A 17918-nucleotide genomic window follows, 5' to 3' on the forward strand; every position below is an offset into this window, starting at 1 on the left:
GTAACAAATATGTTACTGTTCATGCAAGCCCATAATCCTGCCTCACTGAATGAAGGCAGCCAACGCGTTAATTGTTTCTTCAGGAGTCAAAAGCTCCCGGTCAACCCCCGGCAACACCGGCCGTTTCAAAACGATCACCGGCACCCCGCGCTCCCGCGCCACTTCCAGCTTCGGCTCGGTGGCCGTGCTGCCGCTGTTCTTGCTGATCAGCACGTCAATATGCCGACGTTCAAACAGCTCGCGTTCAGCATCGATCAGGAACGGCCCACGAGCACCGATCACTTCGCAGCGCGCGTTGCCCGGATAAACCTCCAGTGCGCGCAACGTCCAGAATTGCTCCGGCGGGATTTCATCCAGGTGCTGCAAGGGTTCGCGGCCGAGGGTGAACAGCGGTCGCCGGAAGGGTGTGAGCGCTTCGATCAACTCGGCCCAATCACTGACCTCGCGCCAGTCATCCCCAGCTTGTGGTTGCCAGGCCGGACGCCTTAGCGCCCAGCAGGGAATACCGCTCAAGAAAGCGGCGGTCGCAGCGTTCTGGCTGATTTGTGCGGCATAAGGATGAGTCGCGTCCAGCAGCAGATCGATCCCTTCATCGCGGATGAACTGCGCCAGCCCCTCGGCTCCGCCAAAGCCGCCGACGCGCACCTGGCAGGTCAGATCCGTCGGTACGCGACCGACCCCGGCCAGGCTGTAGATGTGTTCGGACCCAAGGGTTCGGGCAATGGCCAAGGCTTCCGTGACACCGCCCAGCAACAAAATGCGTTTCATTGAAAGACTCCTGCGTGGCCGACAATCCCGCCCTGGCGATCGATGGCAAATACTTCGACCTGAACCTGCGCCGGCACGACGCTGCGGGCAAACTCCAGGGCGTGCTGACAGACCGCATCGCCGAGGGCGATCCCGGCGGCGCTGGCCATGGCCAGGGCTTGCTGGCTGGTGTTGGCTTCACGGATCGCTTGCTGCAATGCCTCATCGGCACCGACCGCCGCGGCCCAGTCGGCCAGTTGCGGCAGGTCGATGCTCGAATGCCGACTGTGCAAATCCATGTGCCCGGCTGCCAGCTTGCTGATCTTGCCGAAGCCGCCGCACAGGCTGAGCTTGTCCACCGGCACTTTGCGCAGATGCTTGAGCACGGCGCCCACGAAGTCGCCCATTTCGATCAGGGCGATCTCCGGCAGGTCGTAGACCCGGCGCATGGTGTCTTCGCTGGCATTGCCGGTGCACGCCGCGATGTGCAGGTAGCCGTTGGTTCTGGCCACATCGATACCCTGATGGATCGAGGCAATGTAGGCGGCGCAGGAGAACGGCCTGACGATGCCGCTGGTGCCGAGAATCGACAGCCCGCCCAGAATCCCCAGTCGCGGGTTCATGGTTTTCAACGCCAGTGCCTCGCCGCCCTCGACGTTTATCGTGACCTCGAAGCCGCCGTGGTAATCGAATTCCTTGGCCAGCAGGGTCAGGTGGTCACTGATCATCTTGCGCGGCACCGGATTGATCGCCGGCTCGCCGACGCCCAGCACCAGTCCCGGTCGGGTGACGGTGCCAACGCCGCGCCCGGCATTGAAGCGAATGCCCGGCTCGCCATTCAGTCGAACCTGGGAGTAGAGCAGCGCGCCGTGGGTCACGTCCGGATCATCCCCGGCGTCCTTGAAGGTTCCGGCTTCGGCGCCGTCATCGTGCAGCCGACAGAATTCAAGACGCATCTGCACCTGCTTGCCTTTGGGCAAGACGATTTCCACGGCATCCGTGCTGGCTCCGCCGAGCAGCAGTCGAGCCGCCGCCAGGCAGGTAGCCGTGGCGCAGCTGCCAGTGGTCAGGCCGCTGCGCAGCGGTGCGGGTTGTTCGGCGGTTTCGTCACGCATCGAAGGGCTTGACCACGTCCAGCAAGGTGATCGGCAACGCCTGGCGCCAAGTATCGAAGTCGCCCAACGGTTGCGCCTGAGCGATATGAATTCGCGTCAGCTCGCCGCCGTGCTGCTCGCGCCAGGCCATCAGGGTCATCTCACTTTGCAGCGTGACCGCATTGGCGATCAGCCGGCCGCCAGGTTTAAGCTGGGCCCAGCAGGTGTCCAGCACGCCTTCGCGGGTCACGCCGCCACCGATGAATATCGCATCCGGGCGTTCGAGCCCATCCAGCGCTTGCGGCGCACTGCCGCGAATCAATTGCAGGCCGGGTACGCCGAGGGCGTCGCGGTTGTGTTCGATCAATTGCTGGCGCCCCTCATCGGCTTCAATCGCCAACGCGCGGCAGCTGGGGTGCGCGCGCATCCACTCGATGCCGATCGAGCCGCTGCCGGCACCGACGTCCCACAACAGTTCGCCGGGAACCGGGGCTAGACGGGCGAGGGTGATGGCGCGTACATCGCGCTTGGTCAATTGACCGTCGTGCCTGAAGGCCGAATCCGGCAGGCCGGCCAGTCGCGACAGGCGCGGCGTGTTTGATTCGGCGATGCATTCGATGGCGATCAGGTTCAAGTCGGCGACTTGTGGATCAGTCCAGTCGTTGGCGATACCGTCGATGCGTCGCTCGGCTTCACCGCCCAGATGTTCCAGCACGCTCAGGCGACTCGGCCCGAACCCGCGCTCGCGCAACAGCGCGGCGATTGCGGCAGCGCTTTGGCCGTCGTTGCTCAGTAGCAGCAGGCGAACGCCGCTGAACAATTGTGCGTTGAGCGCGGCGATAGGACGGGCGACCACCGACAGCGTGACCACATCTTGCAATGGCCAGCCCATTCGCGCCGCGGCCAGAGAGCAGGAAGAGGGTGCCGGCAAGATCAACATTTCATTGCTCGGCAATTGCCGAGCGAGGCTGGCGCCGACGCCGAAGAACATCGGATCGCCACTGGCCAACACGCAAACCGGCTCGCCTCGCATGGCCAGCAACGCATCGAGGGAGAACGGACTGGGCCAGGTGTGGCGCTCGCCGCGGATGCAGCGCGGCAACAGGCCCAATTGTCGTTGGCTGCCGAAGATCTTCGACGCGGCCAACAACGCATGCCGGGCAGTCTTGCCCAAACCTGTGAAGCCGTCCTCACCAATACCTGTCACGGTCAGCCAGCGCGCCATAGGTGTTCTCTATTCATCTGCATAAAGCGGCACATGATAACGCGGGGGCAGTGAATTCGAGTAATGGAATGTTTTAAGTTGGCTGCCCTGGTCGGTGGCTGGTGGTTCTGAAGTTGTATAGCCTGAACTTTCATGAATTCATTTGTTAATGGTCAGGCGGATGAGCTATGGATCTCAAGACAATAGCAGGGCTGGACTTGGCGGCTTATTCCGACGCTTTCGAACGTGATTTTGCAGGCAGAAAGATAAAGGCCGTTCAAGGTCGTGCCTTGCTGGATCAACGAGGGGCTGCCGGATCGCTCCTGGGCGGTAATCTGATCAGTACGGCAAGGGGCATGACACGACAGGACAAGCGAGACGTCAACTCAAGCGTGCGGTATGCCCAGTGGTATGCCAGTCAGGAGCGCAATCATGAAACAGACGCTCAGGGCTGGTTTTCCTTGTTTGCCGTCGTACTTTGGGATATGGGCTGGGAAGTCGACGAAGAACGGGTCGTCGAGAAAAGTTACAATAACTTTTCAGGCCGGGTCAGTCAGACTTATTTGACCAGGATTGCAGCGGTTAACAGCCAGATGGCGAAAGTTACCCAAGATATGTTTGAAGCGTTATTGGCTAATGCATCGATGCTTGGATCATTGTCCAAAGAAAGTCGGCGTGGCAGGGAGTTTGCCATTGCCCCCGCTGAATATGACCAGCAGGGGCGGTTGTCACTGGATTTGAATGATTTCTCGTTGAAGGCTCGAAGCCAGCGAGAAAATTTTCTGTTCTGGGATTGGAGCGAGGGCAACGTGACGCTCACCCATCGAGCTGCACCTTTCACCCTGAACAGAGTGAGATTTGAAGAAGTCCGATCGCAGTTGAGTGACCGGCTCGATCGGATCGCTGACGCCATATTCGAGTTCTATCAGGAGCGTCTGTGAGGGAGGCCGCATGATTGACCGCAGGCCGAAGCATTTGCGACACGCGGGCTTATGATGCCGCGCGGTAAAGCAGGCATAATACGGCTCGCCTCCGTCAGGAGGCGCTTCCACTTCTGATCCGGTCATCCTTTTGAACGAACTCCCTGTATCCCGCGCTTTACGCCCCTCGGCTTGTCCGGGGTTGCTGCGTATCGTACAGGCCAGAGACGGTGGTATTTGCCGGATAAAACTCGCAGGCGGTGCCATCAGTGCGGTGCAGGCCTATGCCGTTGCCGAGGGTGCACAGCGTTATGCCCGTTCAGTGATCGAGGCCACCAACCGGTCTAACCTGCAGATTCGCGGCATCGCCAATGAGCAGGCAGCGTTGATCGAGAGTCTGCTCGCCGCGGGCCTTGGCCCTTCGAATGCAGCGGGCGACGATGTGCGTAATCTGATGCTGAGTCCGAGCGCGGGAATTGATCGACAGATGCTGTTCGATACACGTGACTTGGCCCGGCGGATCCTCGCCACCCTGCAAGGGCATGCACGCTTTCACGACCTCAGCGCCAAGTTCGCGGTGCAACTCGATGGCGGCGAAGGCTTGGCGATGCTCGAACATCCCCATGATTTGTGGTTGTCCGCTATCGAGCGAGAGGGCGAGCGGCGGTTGGCGTTCGGTCTGGCGGGGTGTCCCACCGATCGACCGGCGGGCTCTGTTGCACTCGAAGATGGCCATGCCCTGGTGGTCGCGGTGCTCGAATTGTTCCTGGAACTGGCGGATCCCGATCAAACGCGGATGCGCCATTTGCTGATCAGCGTTCCGGCGGTCGAGTTCCTCGCTCGACTGGCCGAGCGTGTGTCCTTCGAACCCGTTGCAAACTGGCAGCGTTCATTGAATTCAAACGTTCTGCACATTGGCGCTCATCCGCAGGCGCAAGCCGATCATGTTTATGTCGGCGCCGTGCCGCCTCTGGGCCGGCTCGATAGCGCCATGCTCCGAGGCGCCGCCCAACTGGCGCAGGAATACGGTGATGCAACGCTGCGGTTCACGCCATGGCAAAGCCTGCTGTTGCCGAACATTCGCAGCGAGAACGCAACTGAAGTCATCCGCTGCCTGCATCAGTTGGGCCTGTTATGCGAACCCGATCAGGCCTTGTCGCGGTTGATCGCCTGCACCGGTTCGACAGGATGCGGCAAAGGCCTGGCCGACACCAAGGGCGATGCCCTGCAACTGGCGGCTCTGCTGCAGGGTCATGCTCAAGCCTCAAGCGTTCATCTGTCCGGTTGCTCGCGCTCCTGTGCCGCTGCGCATGTGGCTCCGGTCACTCTACTGGCGGCCAGCCCCGGTCACTACGACCTCTATTTTCGCGATGCGCGGCAGCCGGGTTTCGGCGCCCTGCACGCACGCAACCTCACTATTGAAGCGGTCGGCGCCTTGCTCGACGCCCGTTCACGGAGCCCCTTGATGCTTGATTACATTCGCGACGGTCAGGAGATCTATCGCAATTCCTTCGCCATTATTCGCGCCGAAGCCAATCTCGACCGGATACCGGCTGATTTGGAGAAACTCGCGGTACGGGTGATCCACGCCTGCGGCATGGTCGATGCGATAGACGGTCTGCAGTTCTCCGAAGGCGCGGGCAAGGCCGGACGTGAGGCGCTGGCCGCTGGCGCACCGATTCTGTGTGATGCGCGGATGGTGTCTGAAGGCGTGACCCGCACCCGTCTACCCGCGAACAACCAGGTCATCTGCACCCTGCGCGATGACAGCGTTCCCGAGCTGGCCCGCGAGTTGGGCAACACCCGATCCGCCGCCGCGCTCGAACTGTGGCGACCGCACCTGGAGGGCAGCGTGGTGGTGATCGGCAACGCACCGACCGCGCTGTTTTATCTGTTGGAAATGCTCGACGCTGGCGCTCCGAAACCCGCGCTGATCCTTGGCTTTCCAGTGGGCTTCGTCGGCGCCGCCGAATCCAAGGCAGCGCTGGCGGCGGACAGTCGCGGTGTGCCTTTCGTCATCATGCATGGCCGGCTGGGCGGTAGCGCCATGGCCGCCGCCGCCGTCAATGCCCTCGCCACGGAGATCGAATGATGCAGACACCTGGACGTTTGATCGGCCTTGGCGTAGGCCCCGGTGATCCGGAATTGATTACGGTCAAAGCCCTGCGTCTGCTGCGCGAATCGCCAGTGGTGGCGTACTTCGTCGCCAAGGGCAAGAAGGGCAACGCGTTCGGGATTATCGAAGCGCATTTGCAGGACGCTCAAACCTTGCTGCCCCTGGTGTATCCGGTGACCACCGAAGCGTTACCGGCGCCGCTGTCCTATGAACAAGTGATCAGCGACTTCTACGATACGGCCGGCCAACAGCTGGCCGCGCATCTCGATGCCGGCCGTGACGTGGCGGTGATCTGTGAAGGTGACCCGTTCTTCTACGGCTCCTACATGTACCTGCACGATCGTCTGGCCGAGCGTTACAAGGCCGAAGTCGTGCCGGGTGTCTGTTCGATGCTCGGTGGCGCTTCGGTACTCGGTGCGCCGTTGGTCTATCGTAATCAGAGCCTGTCGGTGCTGTCCGGCGTGCTGCCTCACGATGACCTCAAGCGACGTCTGGCTGATGCCGATGCGGCGGTGATCATGAAGCTGGGGCGCAACTTCCCGAAAGTCCGTCAGGTATTGGAAGAGCTCGGCCTGGCCGAACGTGCGCTGTACGTCGAACGCGCGACCATGGCCAATCAGAAGATCGTGCCGCTGGATCAGGTCGAGCCGATGTCGTCACCGTACTTCTCGCTGATCATCGTCCCTGGTGAAAGGTGGCAAGGTTGATGACTCGTCCAGCTCCGGCGATTGTCATTCTCGGCAATGGCAGCCTCGCGACCGCGCGTAAAATCCAGCAGGCATACCCCGGCGCGTTGATCCACGGTCTGGCCGAACGGGTCGAGGGTGCGGATCGTGTGTATCACGAATTTGGCACCACCCTGCGCGAACTCTATCAGCAGGACACACCCATCATTGCCCTGTGCGCAGCCGGCATCGTGATCCGCACCCTGGCGCCGCTGCTGCTTGAAAAGGGCGCTGAGCCGCCGGTGCTGGCCGTTGCCGAAGACGGCAGCGCGGTAGTGCCGCTGCTCGGTGGTCTGGGCGGCGTAAATGTCCTGGCGCGAGAAATTGCTGCTGTGCTGGACGTGGCGGCGGCCATCACCACCAGTGGTGAATTGCGGTTCGGCACTTGCCTGCTCAATCCGCCCAACGGTTATGCCCTCGGCGATCTGGAACTGGGCAAACGTTTCGTTGCCGATTTGCTGGCGGGTGAAACGGTTCGCATCGAGGGGGCAGCCCCATGGTTGGCGCAAGCACAGTTGCCTGAAAATCCGCGAGCACGGCTGGCCGTGCATGTCGGTCATGCCGAACGTGAGCCTGCGGCCAACGAGCTGCTGATCTATCCGCGTAACGTTGTGGTCGCAGTGACCGCCCACGCAGTGAGTGTGCCCGGCGCCATTCGCGACGCCTTGCATCGGGCAAAAATCGCCGTGCAATCAGTGGCCTGTCTGCTGGCTGCCGACTCCGAAATGGCCAGTCCGATGCTGCGTGAAGCGGCGCTTGAACTGGGGGTGCCGTTGCGCTTTGCCGACGATGTCGGTGCGGTCGGCGCGCTGGCAAGCAACGCCATCGAGCAGCCTGTTTTGATCCTGGGTGATGACGCCATTGCCATCGCGGTTGCCGGGAAACCTTTGGATCCCTTGGCGATTGGCCGTCTTCGCGGCCGTCTTGCGGTAATCGGGCTTGGCCCTGGCGCTGCCGAACTGATGGTCCCGGCGGTCAAGGCTGAGCTGGCTCGCGCCAATGACGTGCTGGGTTACGAAACCTATGTGCGCATGGCCGGCCCATTCCGCGCTGATCAAGTGATGCATTGCACCGACAATCGTGAAGAGATGCAGCGTGCGCGTCACGCTTTCGCGCTGGCGGCGCAAGGGCGTTCAGTGGTGGTGGTTTCATCGGGCGACCCGGGTGTTTTTGCCATGGCTGCGGCGGTGCTGGAAGCGCTGCACGAGTCCACCGATCCTGCGTGGCACAACGTTGATCTGGAAATCCTGCCGGGCGTTTCCGCGTCCCTGGCAACAGCCGCCCAGGCCGGTGCACCCTTGGGTCATGACTTCTGTGTGCTGTCGCTGTCGGACAACCTCAAGCCGTGGGACATTATCGAGAAACGCCTCGATCTGGCCTCACAGGCTGACCTGGCTTTGGCGTTCTACAACCCGATTTCGCGTTCCCGCCCATGGCAGCTTGGCCGGGCACTGGAAATCGTCGCTCGACATCGTAAGCCTCTGACGCCGGTCGTCCTGGGGCGCGACATCGGTCGCCCAGGACAAACGCTGCGAGTGACGACCCTCGGCAAGTTGACGCCGGACCAAGTGGATATGCGCACGATGGTTCTGGTGGGATCGTCCACTACCTGTGTATTTGCACGTCCGGATGGCGGTGAATGGGTCTACACCCCACGCTGGTACGGAGAGAAACCCAACTCCTGACACCTTGTTCTTCGTTCAAAAAAGCCATGACAACCGAGTGTCCACTCCAGTTGTCGTGGCTTTTTTTTCTTGAGCTCGTGAAAAAGTGCGTCAGAGGACGTAGGTTAATTCCTGGCTAATTAGAGATAATTGACTTGCAAGTTATTCTGGTGAGTCGGATTGTTTACCTTTTAGTGTAGTCGAGTTCTCGTCTTTTTTATGAGTGGTGCTGAAGTGTGCGTACAAGTTGAATTTTTTCTGTTTTTTTTTAGATGTGTATGGTTTTGTTTTTGTATTGTTATTTGTTATGAGTCGTTACAGGGTGTGGTTTAATTATTTTTGTGATTGTCTGGGTGGGGTTGAAGCTTCCTATTCGATGCGATAGATTTTAATAGAGGGCTTAGGCTGTCTCGTATATTTGAATTGGAGGTTTTCAGGGATGGATAAAATGAATGAAGTAGAGGCGAGTGCTTATTTCGATCAGTGTCTGGAACAGTGTCGAGCCAAACTTGAGCTTGTCGGTCCAAAAGCTCGTGTGCGTTCGGCGGCTACGTTACCTATTGATAAGGATGAGCTGAATGCCGCGGTGATGGGTAGCGCTGTGGTTGGTTTTCTGGAGGGGATGAGTCGCCGTAACAAGCGTATTGTCAAGAACACGTACGCTTACGCCGATATCGCTTCAAGATTCTTGTATCCAGGTAAAACGGAAAAGGTGGCTCGCTACGAATGCTTCAAAAAACTGATGTTTGCCACGGGCTGGACCGAATATTACGGCGCTTTCACTGAGTACAAGTCCAGTACCGCAAAGCTTACAATGGATAATGTAGCCTTGGATATTGTTCACTCTGCTGCCGGTGGTTTGGCTGGTTCCGCTGCGAATGCGCTGAAAGTTGTAGCGGACAAAACCGTTGAGGCGCTAAAGAAACAACCCGATGCCGTCAAGCTTCTTGAACATCATGCGGCTGAAGCCAACGGTGCAGGCTTCGGTGTGTCCGCTTGCAAACAGGATGATGATGCTGAAGTGACGATGGTCGTGGGTACGTTGCGGTATGACTCATCGGCGGGTAATACAAAAATTCTTTTTGTGGAATGGGACAGTTCTGAGGTCCAAATCTATCAAGGTAAAGCTCAATTCACTATTCACGAGGAAGACGTGAGGAAAGAGGCTGAGTGCATCAAGTATCTCGACGATCTTAGAGACGTTATTTTCATGGAGTTCTCGCCGGTTTAAATGAGCATCAGTTGCCAGAGGCGTCGGGCACGGGGCCTCTGGCTTTCAGTCGGCTGCCGTTAAGGCACCAGATACCCTTTCACCCCGGTGAAAATAATCTGCGCCGCCAATGCACATACAAACAACCCCATCAACCGACTGACAATCTGCAGCCCCTGGTCACCCAGAATTCGCTCGATCCGGTTCGACAGGTACAGCACCACACCCACGGTGAAACTGGCCAGGGCAATGCTGATAATGGCCATGAGCTTGTCGTCCCAGTGTGGCTGGCTCACGCCCATCACCAGCAATGCGCCAATGGTGCCGGGGCCAACCGTCAGTGGGATGGTCAATGGAACGATGGTCACGTCCTGTTGCACGTTGTCGGTCTGCACCGCCGACTTGCCTTGGGCCATGCCCAGCGCCGAGATGAACAGTACGCTGCCGGCGCCGATGCGGAAGGCGTCCACGGTAATGCCGAAGACATTGAAAATCATCCTTCCGAACAGATACAGCAAGACGCTGGAAACCAGCGTGGCAGTGGCCACTTTCCAGGCCAGCCGACGTTGTTCCTTGCGCGAATAACCGCGGGTCAGACTGATGAAGCAGGACAATACGAAGAATGGGCTGTAGAGCACCAGCATCTTCAGGTAAACGCTGAACAACACGTGGAGCATGGTGCAAGCTCACTGGCGAGGGAAGTCGAGGGGGAGTCTATCAGGCACTGCGGAGTCTGTCGGCTCAGGACGTTTGCGTCGCCGCCCGGTTCTGCTGATCGCGCTGGGCGACCCAGTGTTCGATCAGTTCGCGCAACTGCGATAGCTCGACGGGTTTGGCCATGTGCCCGTCCATGCCGGCCTGGCGCGCGCGTTCCTTGTGCTCGGCGAGGATGTGCGCGGTCAACGCGACCACGGGGGTGCGGGTTCGCTGGTTGCCGACTTCCCACGCGCGCAATTGCTGGGTGGCGGAGAAACCGTCGAGGATCGGCATTTCACAATCCATCAATACCAGATCGTAACGTTGGGCTTTCATCGCCTGCAAGGCCTCTTCGCCGTTGCTGGCGGTATCGGGTTGCAGGTTGAGTTTGCCCAGCATGCCGCGGATCACCTTGGTCGAAATGCTGTTGTCTTCGGCCACCAGAATGCGAAAGTCGCTGGGCACCTTGACCGGCAGGGCCGGGCCCGGAGGCAGCTGATTCGAAGTGGCGAGGCCCTTGTCGCGCTGGTTCAGCTCATCCGCCAGTGTCGTCTTGAGGGTGTAGCCGGCCACCGGCTTGGCGAGGATGCGTTTGATCCCGGAATTGCGCGCGATGATCTTGCTCGGCGCATTGCTGATGCCGGTGAGCATGATCAGCAGGATGTCGTGGTTGAGGCTCGGGTCCTCCTTGATCTTGGCCGCCAGTTGCATGCCGGTCATGCCGGGCATGTTCTGGTCGAGCAGGACCACGTCGAAGTAATCGCGCAAGTGGGCCTTGGTGCGCAGCAGCGCGAGGGCCTCCTTGCCGGAGGGTACGGCGCTGACGTTCAGGCCCCAGGCGCTGCACTGCTGCACCAACACCTTGCGACAGGTGTCGTTGTCGTCCACCACCAACACCCGTGCGCCCTGCAGTGGACCATCGAGATCGGAGGTCGGGTGTTCGAGGCGGTCAGGGTCCAGCGGCAAGGTCAGCCACAAGGTACTGCCCCGGGTGCTGCCGCTCTTGATGCCGAACTCCCCATGCATCAAACGGATCAGCTGGCGGGCGATCACCAGGCCCAGATTACCCCCCAGGCGGGTGGCCGAGAGAAAGTTTTTGCTGTGCAGTTCGGCGTGCATCAGCGCGTCGCGTTCTTCGGTGTCCATGGGCTCACCGCTGTCCTGTACGGCAATGCGCAAGCGCGGTTTGGCGCTACGCTCGTCGAGGGCGACGACGATCAGGATTTCGCCTTCATCGGTTTTCTTCAGGGCGTTTTCGAACAGGCTCAGCAGGGTCTGGCGCAGGCGCGTCGGGTCACCGCTGATCACCCGTGGTACTTGCGGCTGGATAAAGCTGATCAACTCGACGTTCTGCTGTTCGGCCTTGGCGCGGAAGATACTCAGGCAGTCTTCGATCAGCGCGTTCAGATCGAACTGAACGTCATCCAGCTCGATCTGCCCGGATTCGAGCTTGGAGATGTCGAGAATCTCGTTGATCAGTGTCAACAGTTCGTTACCGGCACTGTGGATGGTTTGCACGTAGTCGCGCTGCTTGACCGAGAGTGGCGTGCCCAGCAGCAGTTCGGTCATGCCCAGCACGCCATTCATCGGGGTGCGGATTTCGTGGCTGATTTTCGCCAGGAACTCGGCCTTGGCATTGATCTCGGCGTTGCTGGCGGCCAGATCGCGACTGAGGCTGAAACGGTCTTCGGTGATGCTGCGCTGGCGTTCACTCAGGGCAATGCTCATCAGCAAACCGCTGATGCAGATGAACACCAACAAGGCGGTAATCAGGCCTTGCGGCTCGACCAGGGTCAGCCCCAGCAGGGCGGGCAGGATAATCAGCGTGCCGACGTTGAATACCACCATTGCCACCACGAACAGGCGTGCGGGACGATAGCCTTTTTGCCAGTGATGGGCGCTGACGAACAACATGCTCAGGCCCGCCAGTGCGACCAGGGCGTAGGTGATGATGTTCAGTGGCAGCGTGTTGACGAACAACAGCAGCAGGCCGCAGACGATGATGACCACGATGTCGCCCAGCAACAGTTTGTTCAGCGGATGCGGGCCGAGCGGGGCGAAAAAGCGATAGGCGAACATCAGGCCGCACGGGGCGGTCAGCAGCAGGGCGAGATAAGCGCCGGGGGTTTGTACCGCATGCCAGTCCGGCAACCATGGCCCCGCGAGGTTCAGCAGCAGCACCAGGCTGAGCATCAACAACGCTTCACAGCCAGACAGCCACAGGCAGCTGCGCGACCGGGTGTACGCGTAGCGGATCAGGTTGTGCAGGATAAGCATCCCGAGGCAGCCGAACAGCAGGCCGTAGACCAGCGTCTGGTTCTGATTGGCCGCGGTCATGATTGCCGACTGCAGGGTGATGTAAGGCCGCATCTGGTGTTCGGAAACCAGTCGCACGTAGACGTCGAGGGGTTTGTCGCTTTGGGGCAACGGTAACAAGAAGTCGCTGTTGGGCAGTGGCCGTTGAACCTGAGGCTGTTCCGAACCGCTGTCCAGCTGCTCGATCAGGTTGTCACCTTCCAGTACATAAAGATCGAGGTCGGAAAGGTCGGGAGCGAACACCCGCAGCAACTGTTCGTGCTTGCCAGGCGCAAGCCTGAAACGCAGCCACATCGCACCCTCGGGCTCGGCCGCGGTGAGGTGATCGAGTTCGATGGGGCTGAATTGATTGGTGTAGCGAGCGGAACGGATGTCGCTCAGTTGCAGGTCGCCCTGTTCGTCGAGCAATACCGCCCAGCCACTGCCTTGCGCGGCCTGGGCCGGTAGCATGCAGAGCAGCGTCAGCAGCGTGACAGTGAAACCTATGGCAATCCTGAGCCAGCGCACGGCGAAATCCCTTCGTAGGTTGATGCCAGAATATAACTATGCGCGGCGCCGGAATAGCCCGGCAAGGGCCTGAGGCCCTTGCCCTGCCGAATGGATGGCTTATTCCTGGTTTTCGCCACGCTCGCGGGCAATGGCGCGGTAGCCAATGTCCTTGCGATAGAAACAGCCTTCCCAGTCGATCCGGGCCGCCAACGAGTAAGCCTGCTGCTGAGCAGCATCGACACTGGCGCCCATGGCCGTGGCGCAGAGCACCCGGCCACCGGCCGTCACCACTTGACCGTCCTTGAGTGCAGTACCGGCATGGAAGACTTTGCCTTCCAGTGTCGCGGCTGCATCCAGACCGTTGATGGCCGCGCCTTTGGCGTAGTCACCAGGATAGCCGCCAGCGGCCAGCACGATGCCGACGCTCGGACGTGGGTCCCATTGTGCTTCGACCTTGTCCAGGGCTTGCGCCAGGGCAGCTTCGACCAGCAACACCAGGCTCGACTGCAGACGCAGCATGACCGGTTGGGTCTCGGGGTCGCCGAAACGGCAGTTGAATTCGATGACTTTCGGGTTACCTGCCTTGTCAATCATCAGGCCTGCGTACAGGAAGCCGGTGTAGACGTTGCCTTCCTCGGCCATGCCGCGCACGGTAGGCCAGATCACCAGGTCCATGACGCGCTTGTGCACTTCGCTGGTGACTACCGGTGCAGGGGAGTAGGCACCCATACCGCCGGTGTTCGGGCCGGTGTCGCCGTCGCCGACGCGTTTGTGGTCCTGGCTAGTGGCCATAGGCAATACATTCTTGCCGTCGACCATGACGATGAAGCTGGCTTCTTCGCCGTCCAGGAACTCTTCGATGACGACGCGCGAGCCGGCGTCGCCGAATGAATTGCCGGCCAGCATGTCACGCACGGCGTCTTCGGCTTCGGTCAACGTCATGGCCACGATCACGCCTTTGCCGGCGGCCAGGCCATCGGCCTTGATCACGATCGGTGCGCCTTTTTCACGCAGATAAGCCAGGGCTGGCTCGATCTCGGTGAAGTTCTGGTAGTCGGCCGTCGGGATTTTGTGGCGAGCCAGGAAATCCTTGGTGAAGGCTTTCGAACCTTCCAGCTGCGCAGCGCCAGCGGTCGGACCGAAGCAATCCAGGCCACGGGAGCGGAACAGATCGACGACGCCGGCGACCAGCGGCACTTCCGGGCCGACGATGGTCAGTGAAACGTTCTTCTCGGCGAAGTCGGCCAGCTGCTCGAGCGCCAGCACGTCGATAGCGACATTCTCGCATTTGGCTTCAATGGCGGTGCCGGCGTTGCCAGGAGCCACGAAAACCTTCTGCACGCGCGGATCCTGAGCCACTTTCCAGGCCAGGGCGTGTTCACGGCCACCGCTGCCAATGATCAAAACATTCATTTCAAAAACCTCGGGATGACGCTAATTCTGGATAGCACCGCTGGGTGCTTTGCGTGGGAGCGGGCTTGCTCGCGAAGGCGGTGTGTCAGTCAGCATCACTGTCGCTGACAGATTGCATTCGCGAGCAAGCCCGCTCCCACATTTGATCGTGTTATCAGTGACGGAAGTGGCGCATGCCCGTAAAGACCATCGCGATGCCGGCTTCGTCAGCCGCTGCAATCACTTCGTTGTCACGCATCGAGCCGCCCGGCTGAATCACTGCAGTGATACCCACCTTGGCCGCGTTGTCGATGCCGTCGCGGAACGGAAAGAATGCATCCGATGCCATGACCGCTCCCTGCACCTGCAGGCCGGCGTGTTCAGCCTTGATCGCAGCAATGCGCGCGGAGTTCACGCGGCTCATCTGGCCAGCGCCGACACCGATGGTCTGGCGGTTCTTCGCGTAGACAATGGCGTTGGACTTGACGTACTTGGCCACTTTCCAGGCGAAGATCAGATCGTGGATTTCCTGTTCGGTCGGAGCGCGTTTGGTCACGACTTTCAAGTCATCGGCGCCGATCATGCCGATGTCGCGGCTCTGTACCAGCAGGCCGCCGTTGACGCGCTTGTAATCCCAGGCTGCAGCGCGATCAGCCGACCATTCGCCGCAGGCCAGCAGGCGCACGTTAGCTTTGGCGGCCACGATGGCGCGGGCTTCTTCGCTGACGCTTGGGGCGATGATCACCTCGACGAACTGACGCTCGACGATGGCCTTGGCGGTCTCGGCATCCAGCTCGCGGTTGAAGGCGATGATGCCGCCGAACGCCGACTCGGTGTCAGTGGCGTAGGCCAGTTCGTAGGCCTGACGGATGCCGCCCTCGGCGTCCGGGCTGACGGCCACGCCGCACGGGTTGGCGTGCTTGACGATCACGCAGGCCGGCTTGACGAAGCTCTTCACGCATTCCAGCGCGGCGTCGGTGTCGGCCACGTTGTTGTACGACAGCTCTTTGCCTTGCAGTTGGGTCGCGGTAGCGATGCCGACTTCAGCAGGTTTGGTCTCAACGTAGAACGCCGCGCTCTGGTGCGGGTTCTCGCCGTAGCGCATTTCCTGGGCTTTGACGAATTGGCTGTTGAAGGTGCGCGGGAATTCGCTGCGACCTTCTGTGCTGAGGGTATCAGCGGCCTGGTTCACGGTGCCCATGTAGTTGGCGATCATGCCGTCGTAGGCGGCGGTGTGCTCGAAGGCCTTGAGCATCAGGTCGAAGCGCTGAGCGTAGGTCAGGCCGCCGGCCTTGAGGCTTTCCAGGACATTGGCGTAGTCGCTGGCATTGACCACGATGGCCACGTCTTTGTGGTTCTTGGCAGCCGAACGGACCATGGTCGGGCCGCCGATGTCGATGTTCTCGATGGCAGTCGGCAGGTCGCAGCCTGGCTTGTTGATGGTGGCTTCGAACGGGTACAGGTTGACCGCTACCAGGTCGATCGGCTTGATGCCGTGCTCGTTCATGATGGCGTCGTCGATACCGCGACGACCGAGGATGCCGCCGTGGATTTTCGGGTGCAGGGTTTTCACCCGGCCGTCCATCATTTCTGCGAAACCGGTGTAATCCGCGACTTCCACTGCGGCAACACCGTTGTCACGCAACAGCTTGAACGTCCCACCGGTGGAGAGGATCTCGACGCCCAGGGCTTCGAGCTCCTTGGCGAATTCGAGGATCCCGGTCTTGTCGGAAACGCTGATCAGGGCGCGGCGGATCGGCAGGCGGGTAGTCTGGTCGGTCATTTCAATTTCCATCAAAAGCAAAGGAGTCAGCAAAAAAGGCGACCGGTTTTACGTGGGCGCCTTTCTGGTTTGATTGAATGCTTACAGCAAATCGTACTGCTTGAGTTTCTTGCGCAGGGTGCCTCGGTTCAGTCCGAGCAGCTCACTGGCCTTGGTCTGGTTGCCCTTGACATAGTTCATCACGCACTCGAGCAGGGGCGCCTCGACTTCGGACAGCACGAGGTTGTACACATCCGTGACGGCAGCGCCCTCAAGGTGGGCGAAATAATTGTGCAGCGCCTTCTCGACACTCCCGCGAAGGGTCTGGCCTTCTTCGCTTGGCGTGTTGAGGTGCTGTTTCAAATTCACGTTGTCGCTCACGGGTGTTGTTCCACTCACTAAAGTCTCGGTCATCATCGTCATGCGGCCACCCACTCTCCGTCCCCTGTCAGGCTCTTGTAACGTTCGGCGAAGAAGCCCTGAACGTTGGCGCATTGTGCTTCCGTATCTTCCAAACGATTGAAGCGGGCGCGAAATTCCCTGGCGCCCGGCAAGGTTGCGAGATACCAGCCCACATGCTTTCGAGCGATGCGTACGCCCATGACGTCTCCGTAGAAAACGTGCAGCGCAGCCAGGTGCTCAAGCAGAATGTGTTCCACCTCGATCAGGTCCAGTGCCGGGAGCTTCTCGCCGGTACGCAGGAAATGATCGATCTCACGAAAAATCCATGGCCGCCCCTGGGCAGCCCGGCCTACCAGCAGGCCATCGGCACCGGTCGCGTCGAGCACGTACCGGGCCTTCTCGGGTGAATCGATATCGCCGTTGGCGAAGACCGGGATCGACACCGCCTGCTTGATCGCGGCAATGGTGTCGTATTCGGCAACACCGGTGTACAGATCGGCGCGGGTGCGACCATGAACCGCCAACGCCGTGATGCCTGCCTGCTCCGCGATCTTCGCCACTGTCAGGCCGTTCTTGTTGTCCCGGTCCCAGCCAGTGCGGATTTTCAGGGTGACCGGCACATCAACCGCAGCCACCACGGCCTGCAGGATCTCGGTCACCAGTGCTTCATCTTTCAATAGGGCGGAGCCGGCGGCCTTGTTGCAGACCTTCTTTGCCGGACAGCCCATGTTGATATCAATAATCTGCGCGCCCAGTTCGACGTTGGCCCGGGCCGCATTCGCCAGCATCTGTGCATCGCCACCGGCGATCTGTACCGAGCGTGGCTCGGGATCACCTTCGTGGATCATGCGCATGCGCGATTTGCGGGTGTTCCACAAACTCATGTCGCTGGTGACCATTTCCGAGACTACTAGCCCCGCGCCCAGCCGCTTGCACAGCTGACGAAAGGGCTGGTCGGTGACCCCCGCCATCGGGGCGAGAATCAAGCCGTTGTGTAATGTGTATGGACCGATGCGTACCGCCGACATAGGGCTTCCCTGTTGTGGGGCCGGATCATGAGACTTCGAAAAAGGGTTGGCATGATACCCGCTCTCGATGACTGGATAAAGGCTGAATTGAACAAAATCTGAACAGCGATTCCGTTATTACCAGCGGTTTGGTACGAGCGGTCGAAGTCAGAA

The 17918-nt window shown here is 60.1% G+C and carries 14 protein-coding genes and 1 pseudogene; 6 read left to right on the forward strand and 9 right to left on the reverse strand.

What is annotated here, in order from left to right; genetic code table 11:
- Nucleotides 1–42: 42 nt before the first annotated feature.
- Genes F8N80_RS03060 through cbiE form a run of 3 tightly spaced genes read right to left on the reverse strand, consistent with a single transcriptional unit; the run spans nt 43 to nt 3066 of the window.
- Nucleotides 43–768: a cobalt-precorrin-6A reductase gene (locus F8N80_RS03060; RefSeq protein ID WP_150783193.1), complete on the reverse strand. Its 726-nt coding sequence runs from the start codon at nt 766–768 to the stop codon at nt 43–45.
- Nucleotides 765–1862, reverse strand: a complete 1098-nt coding sequence (locus F8N80_RS03065) for a cobalt-precorrin-5B (C(1))-methyltransferase (protein WP_150783194.1) — start codon at nt 1860–1862, stop codon at nt 765–767. Before F8N80_RS03065 ends, F8N80_RS03060 begins: the two co-directional genes overlap by 4 nt.
- Entirely contained in the window at nt 1855–3066 is a 1212-nt protein-coding gene (cbiE, locus tag F8N80_RS03070; protein ID WP_150783195.1) for a precorrin-6y C5,15-methyltransferase (decarboxylating) subunit CbiE, read from the reverse strand. The genes F8N80_RS03065 and cbiE overlap by 8 nt, the downstream gene beginning before the upstream one ends.
- Nucleotides 3067–3233: 167 nt before the next feature.
- On the opposite strand from cbiE, the gene F8N80_RS03075 reads away from it, so the two are divergent.
- The 6 genes and pseudogenes from F8N80_RS03075 (at nt 3234) to F8N80_RS03095 (ending at nt 9701) form a co-directional block, all read left to right on the forward strand.
- On the forward strand, nt 3234–3986 hold the full coding sequence (locus tag F8N80_RS03075) for a hypothetical protein (protein WP_150783196.1): 753 nt from the start codon (nt 3234–3236) through the stop codon (nt 3984–3986).
- Nucleotides 3987–4116: 130 nt separating this feature from the next.
- A pseudogene (gene cobG, locus F8N80_RS31380) lies at nt 4117–5430 on the forward strand (precorrin-3B synthase); the annotation flags it as partial.
- Complete coding sequence (locus F8N80_RS31385; protein ID WP_224790633.1) at nt 5431–6057, forward strand: precorrin-8X methylmutase; 627 nt, start codon at nt 5431–5433, stop codon at nt 6055–6057.
- Nucleotides 6054–6788, forward strand: a complete 735-nt coding sequence (locus F8N80_RS03085) for a precorrin-2 C(20)-methyltransferase (protein ID WP_412071164.1) — start codon at nt 6054–6056, stop codon at nt 6786–6788. Before F8N80_RS31385 ends, F8N80_RS03085 begins: the two co-directional genes overlap by 4 nt.
- On the forward strand, nt 6788–8491 hold the full coding sequence (cobJ, locus tag F8N80_RS03090) for a precorrin-3B C(17)-methyltransferase (RefSeq protein WP_150743989.1): 1704 nt from the start codon (nt 6788–6790) through the stop codon (nt 8489–8491). Before F8N80_RS03085 ends, cobJ begins: the two co-directional genes overlap by 1 nt.
- 418 nt (nt 8492–8909) lie before the next feature.
- Entirely contained in the window at nt 8910–9701 is a 792-nt protein-coding gene (locus tag F8N80_RS03095; protein ID WP_150743990.1) for a hypothetical protein, read from the forward strand.
- Nucleotides 9702–9760: 59 nt separating this feature from the next.
- Here F8N80_RS03095 and F8N80_RS03100 read toward each other — a convergent pair whose 3' ends face one another.
- The 6 genes from F8N80_RS03100 to dusB all read right to left on the reverse strand — a co-directional run bounded on the left by F8N80_RS03100 (nt 9761) and on the right by dusB (nt 17765).
- Entirely contained in the window at nt 9761–10357 is a 597-nt protein-coding gene (locus F8N80_RS03100) for a MarC family protein (RefSeq protein WP_150743991.1), read from the reverse strand.
- 64 nt (nt 10358–10421) lie between these two features.
- The gene (locus F8N80_RS03105) at nt 10422–13199 is read right to left on the reverse strand and encodes a hybrid sensor histidine kinase/response regulator (RefSeq protein WP_150743992.1); all 2778 of its coding nucleotides are present in this window, start codon (nt 13197–13199) and stop codon (nt 10422–10424) included.
- 99 nt (nt 13200–13298) lie between these two features.
- Entirely contained in the window at nt 13299–14594 is a 1296-nt protein-coding gene (purD, locus tag F8N80_RS03110; RefSeq protein ID WP_150743993.1) for a phosphoribosylamine--glycine ligase, read from the reverse strand.
- A gap of 154 nt (nt 14595–14748) precedes the next feature.
- Nucleotides 14749–16356, reverse strand: coding sequence for a bifunctional phosphoribosylaminoimidazolecarboxamide formyltransferase/IMP cyclohydrolase (gene purH / locus F8N80_RS03115; RefSeq protein WP_150743994.1), 1608 nt, complete (start codon nt 16354–16356; stop codon nt 14749–14751).
- An 81-nt stretch (nt 16357–16437) separates the two neighbouring features.
- A complete protein-coding gene (fis, locus tag F8N80_RS03120) occupies nt 16438–16758 on the reverse strand; it encodes a DNA-binding transcriptional regulator Fis (protein ID WP_007907419.1) in 321 nt (106 codons plus the stop codon).
- Nucleotides 16755–17765 carry a tRNA dihydrouridine synthase DusB gene (gene dusB, locus F8N80_RS03125; RefSeq protein ID WP_150743995.1) on the reverse strand — a complete coding sequence of 337 codons (1011 nt, stop codon included), beginning with the start codon at nt 17763–17765 and terminating at the stop codon, nt 16755–16757. The genes fis and dusB overlap by 4 nt, the downstream gene beginning before the upstream one ends.
- Between the last annotated feature and the right edge of the window lie 153 nt (nt 17766–17918).

This window comes from Pseudomonas fluorescens (assembly GCF_902497995.1).
Taxonomy (GTDB): domain Bacteria; phylum Pseudomonadota; class Gammaproteobacteria; order Pseudomonadales; family Pseudomonadaceae; genus Aquipseudomonas; species Aquipseudomonas fluorescens_BK.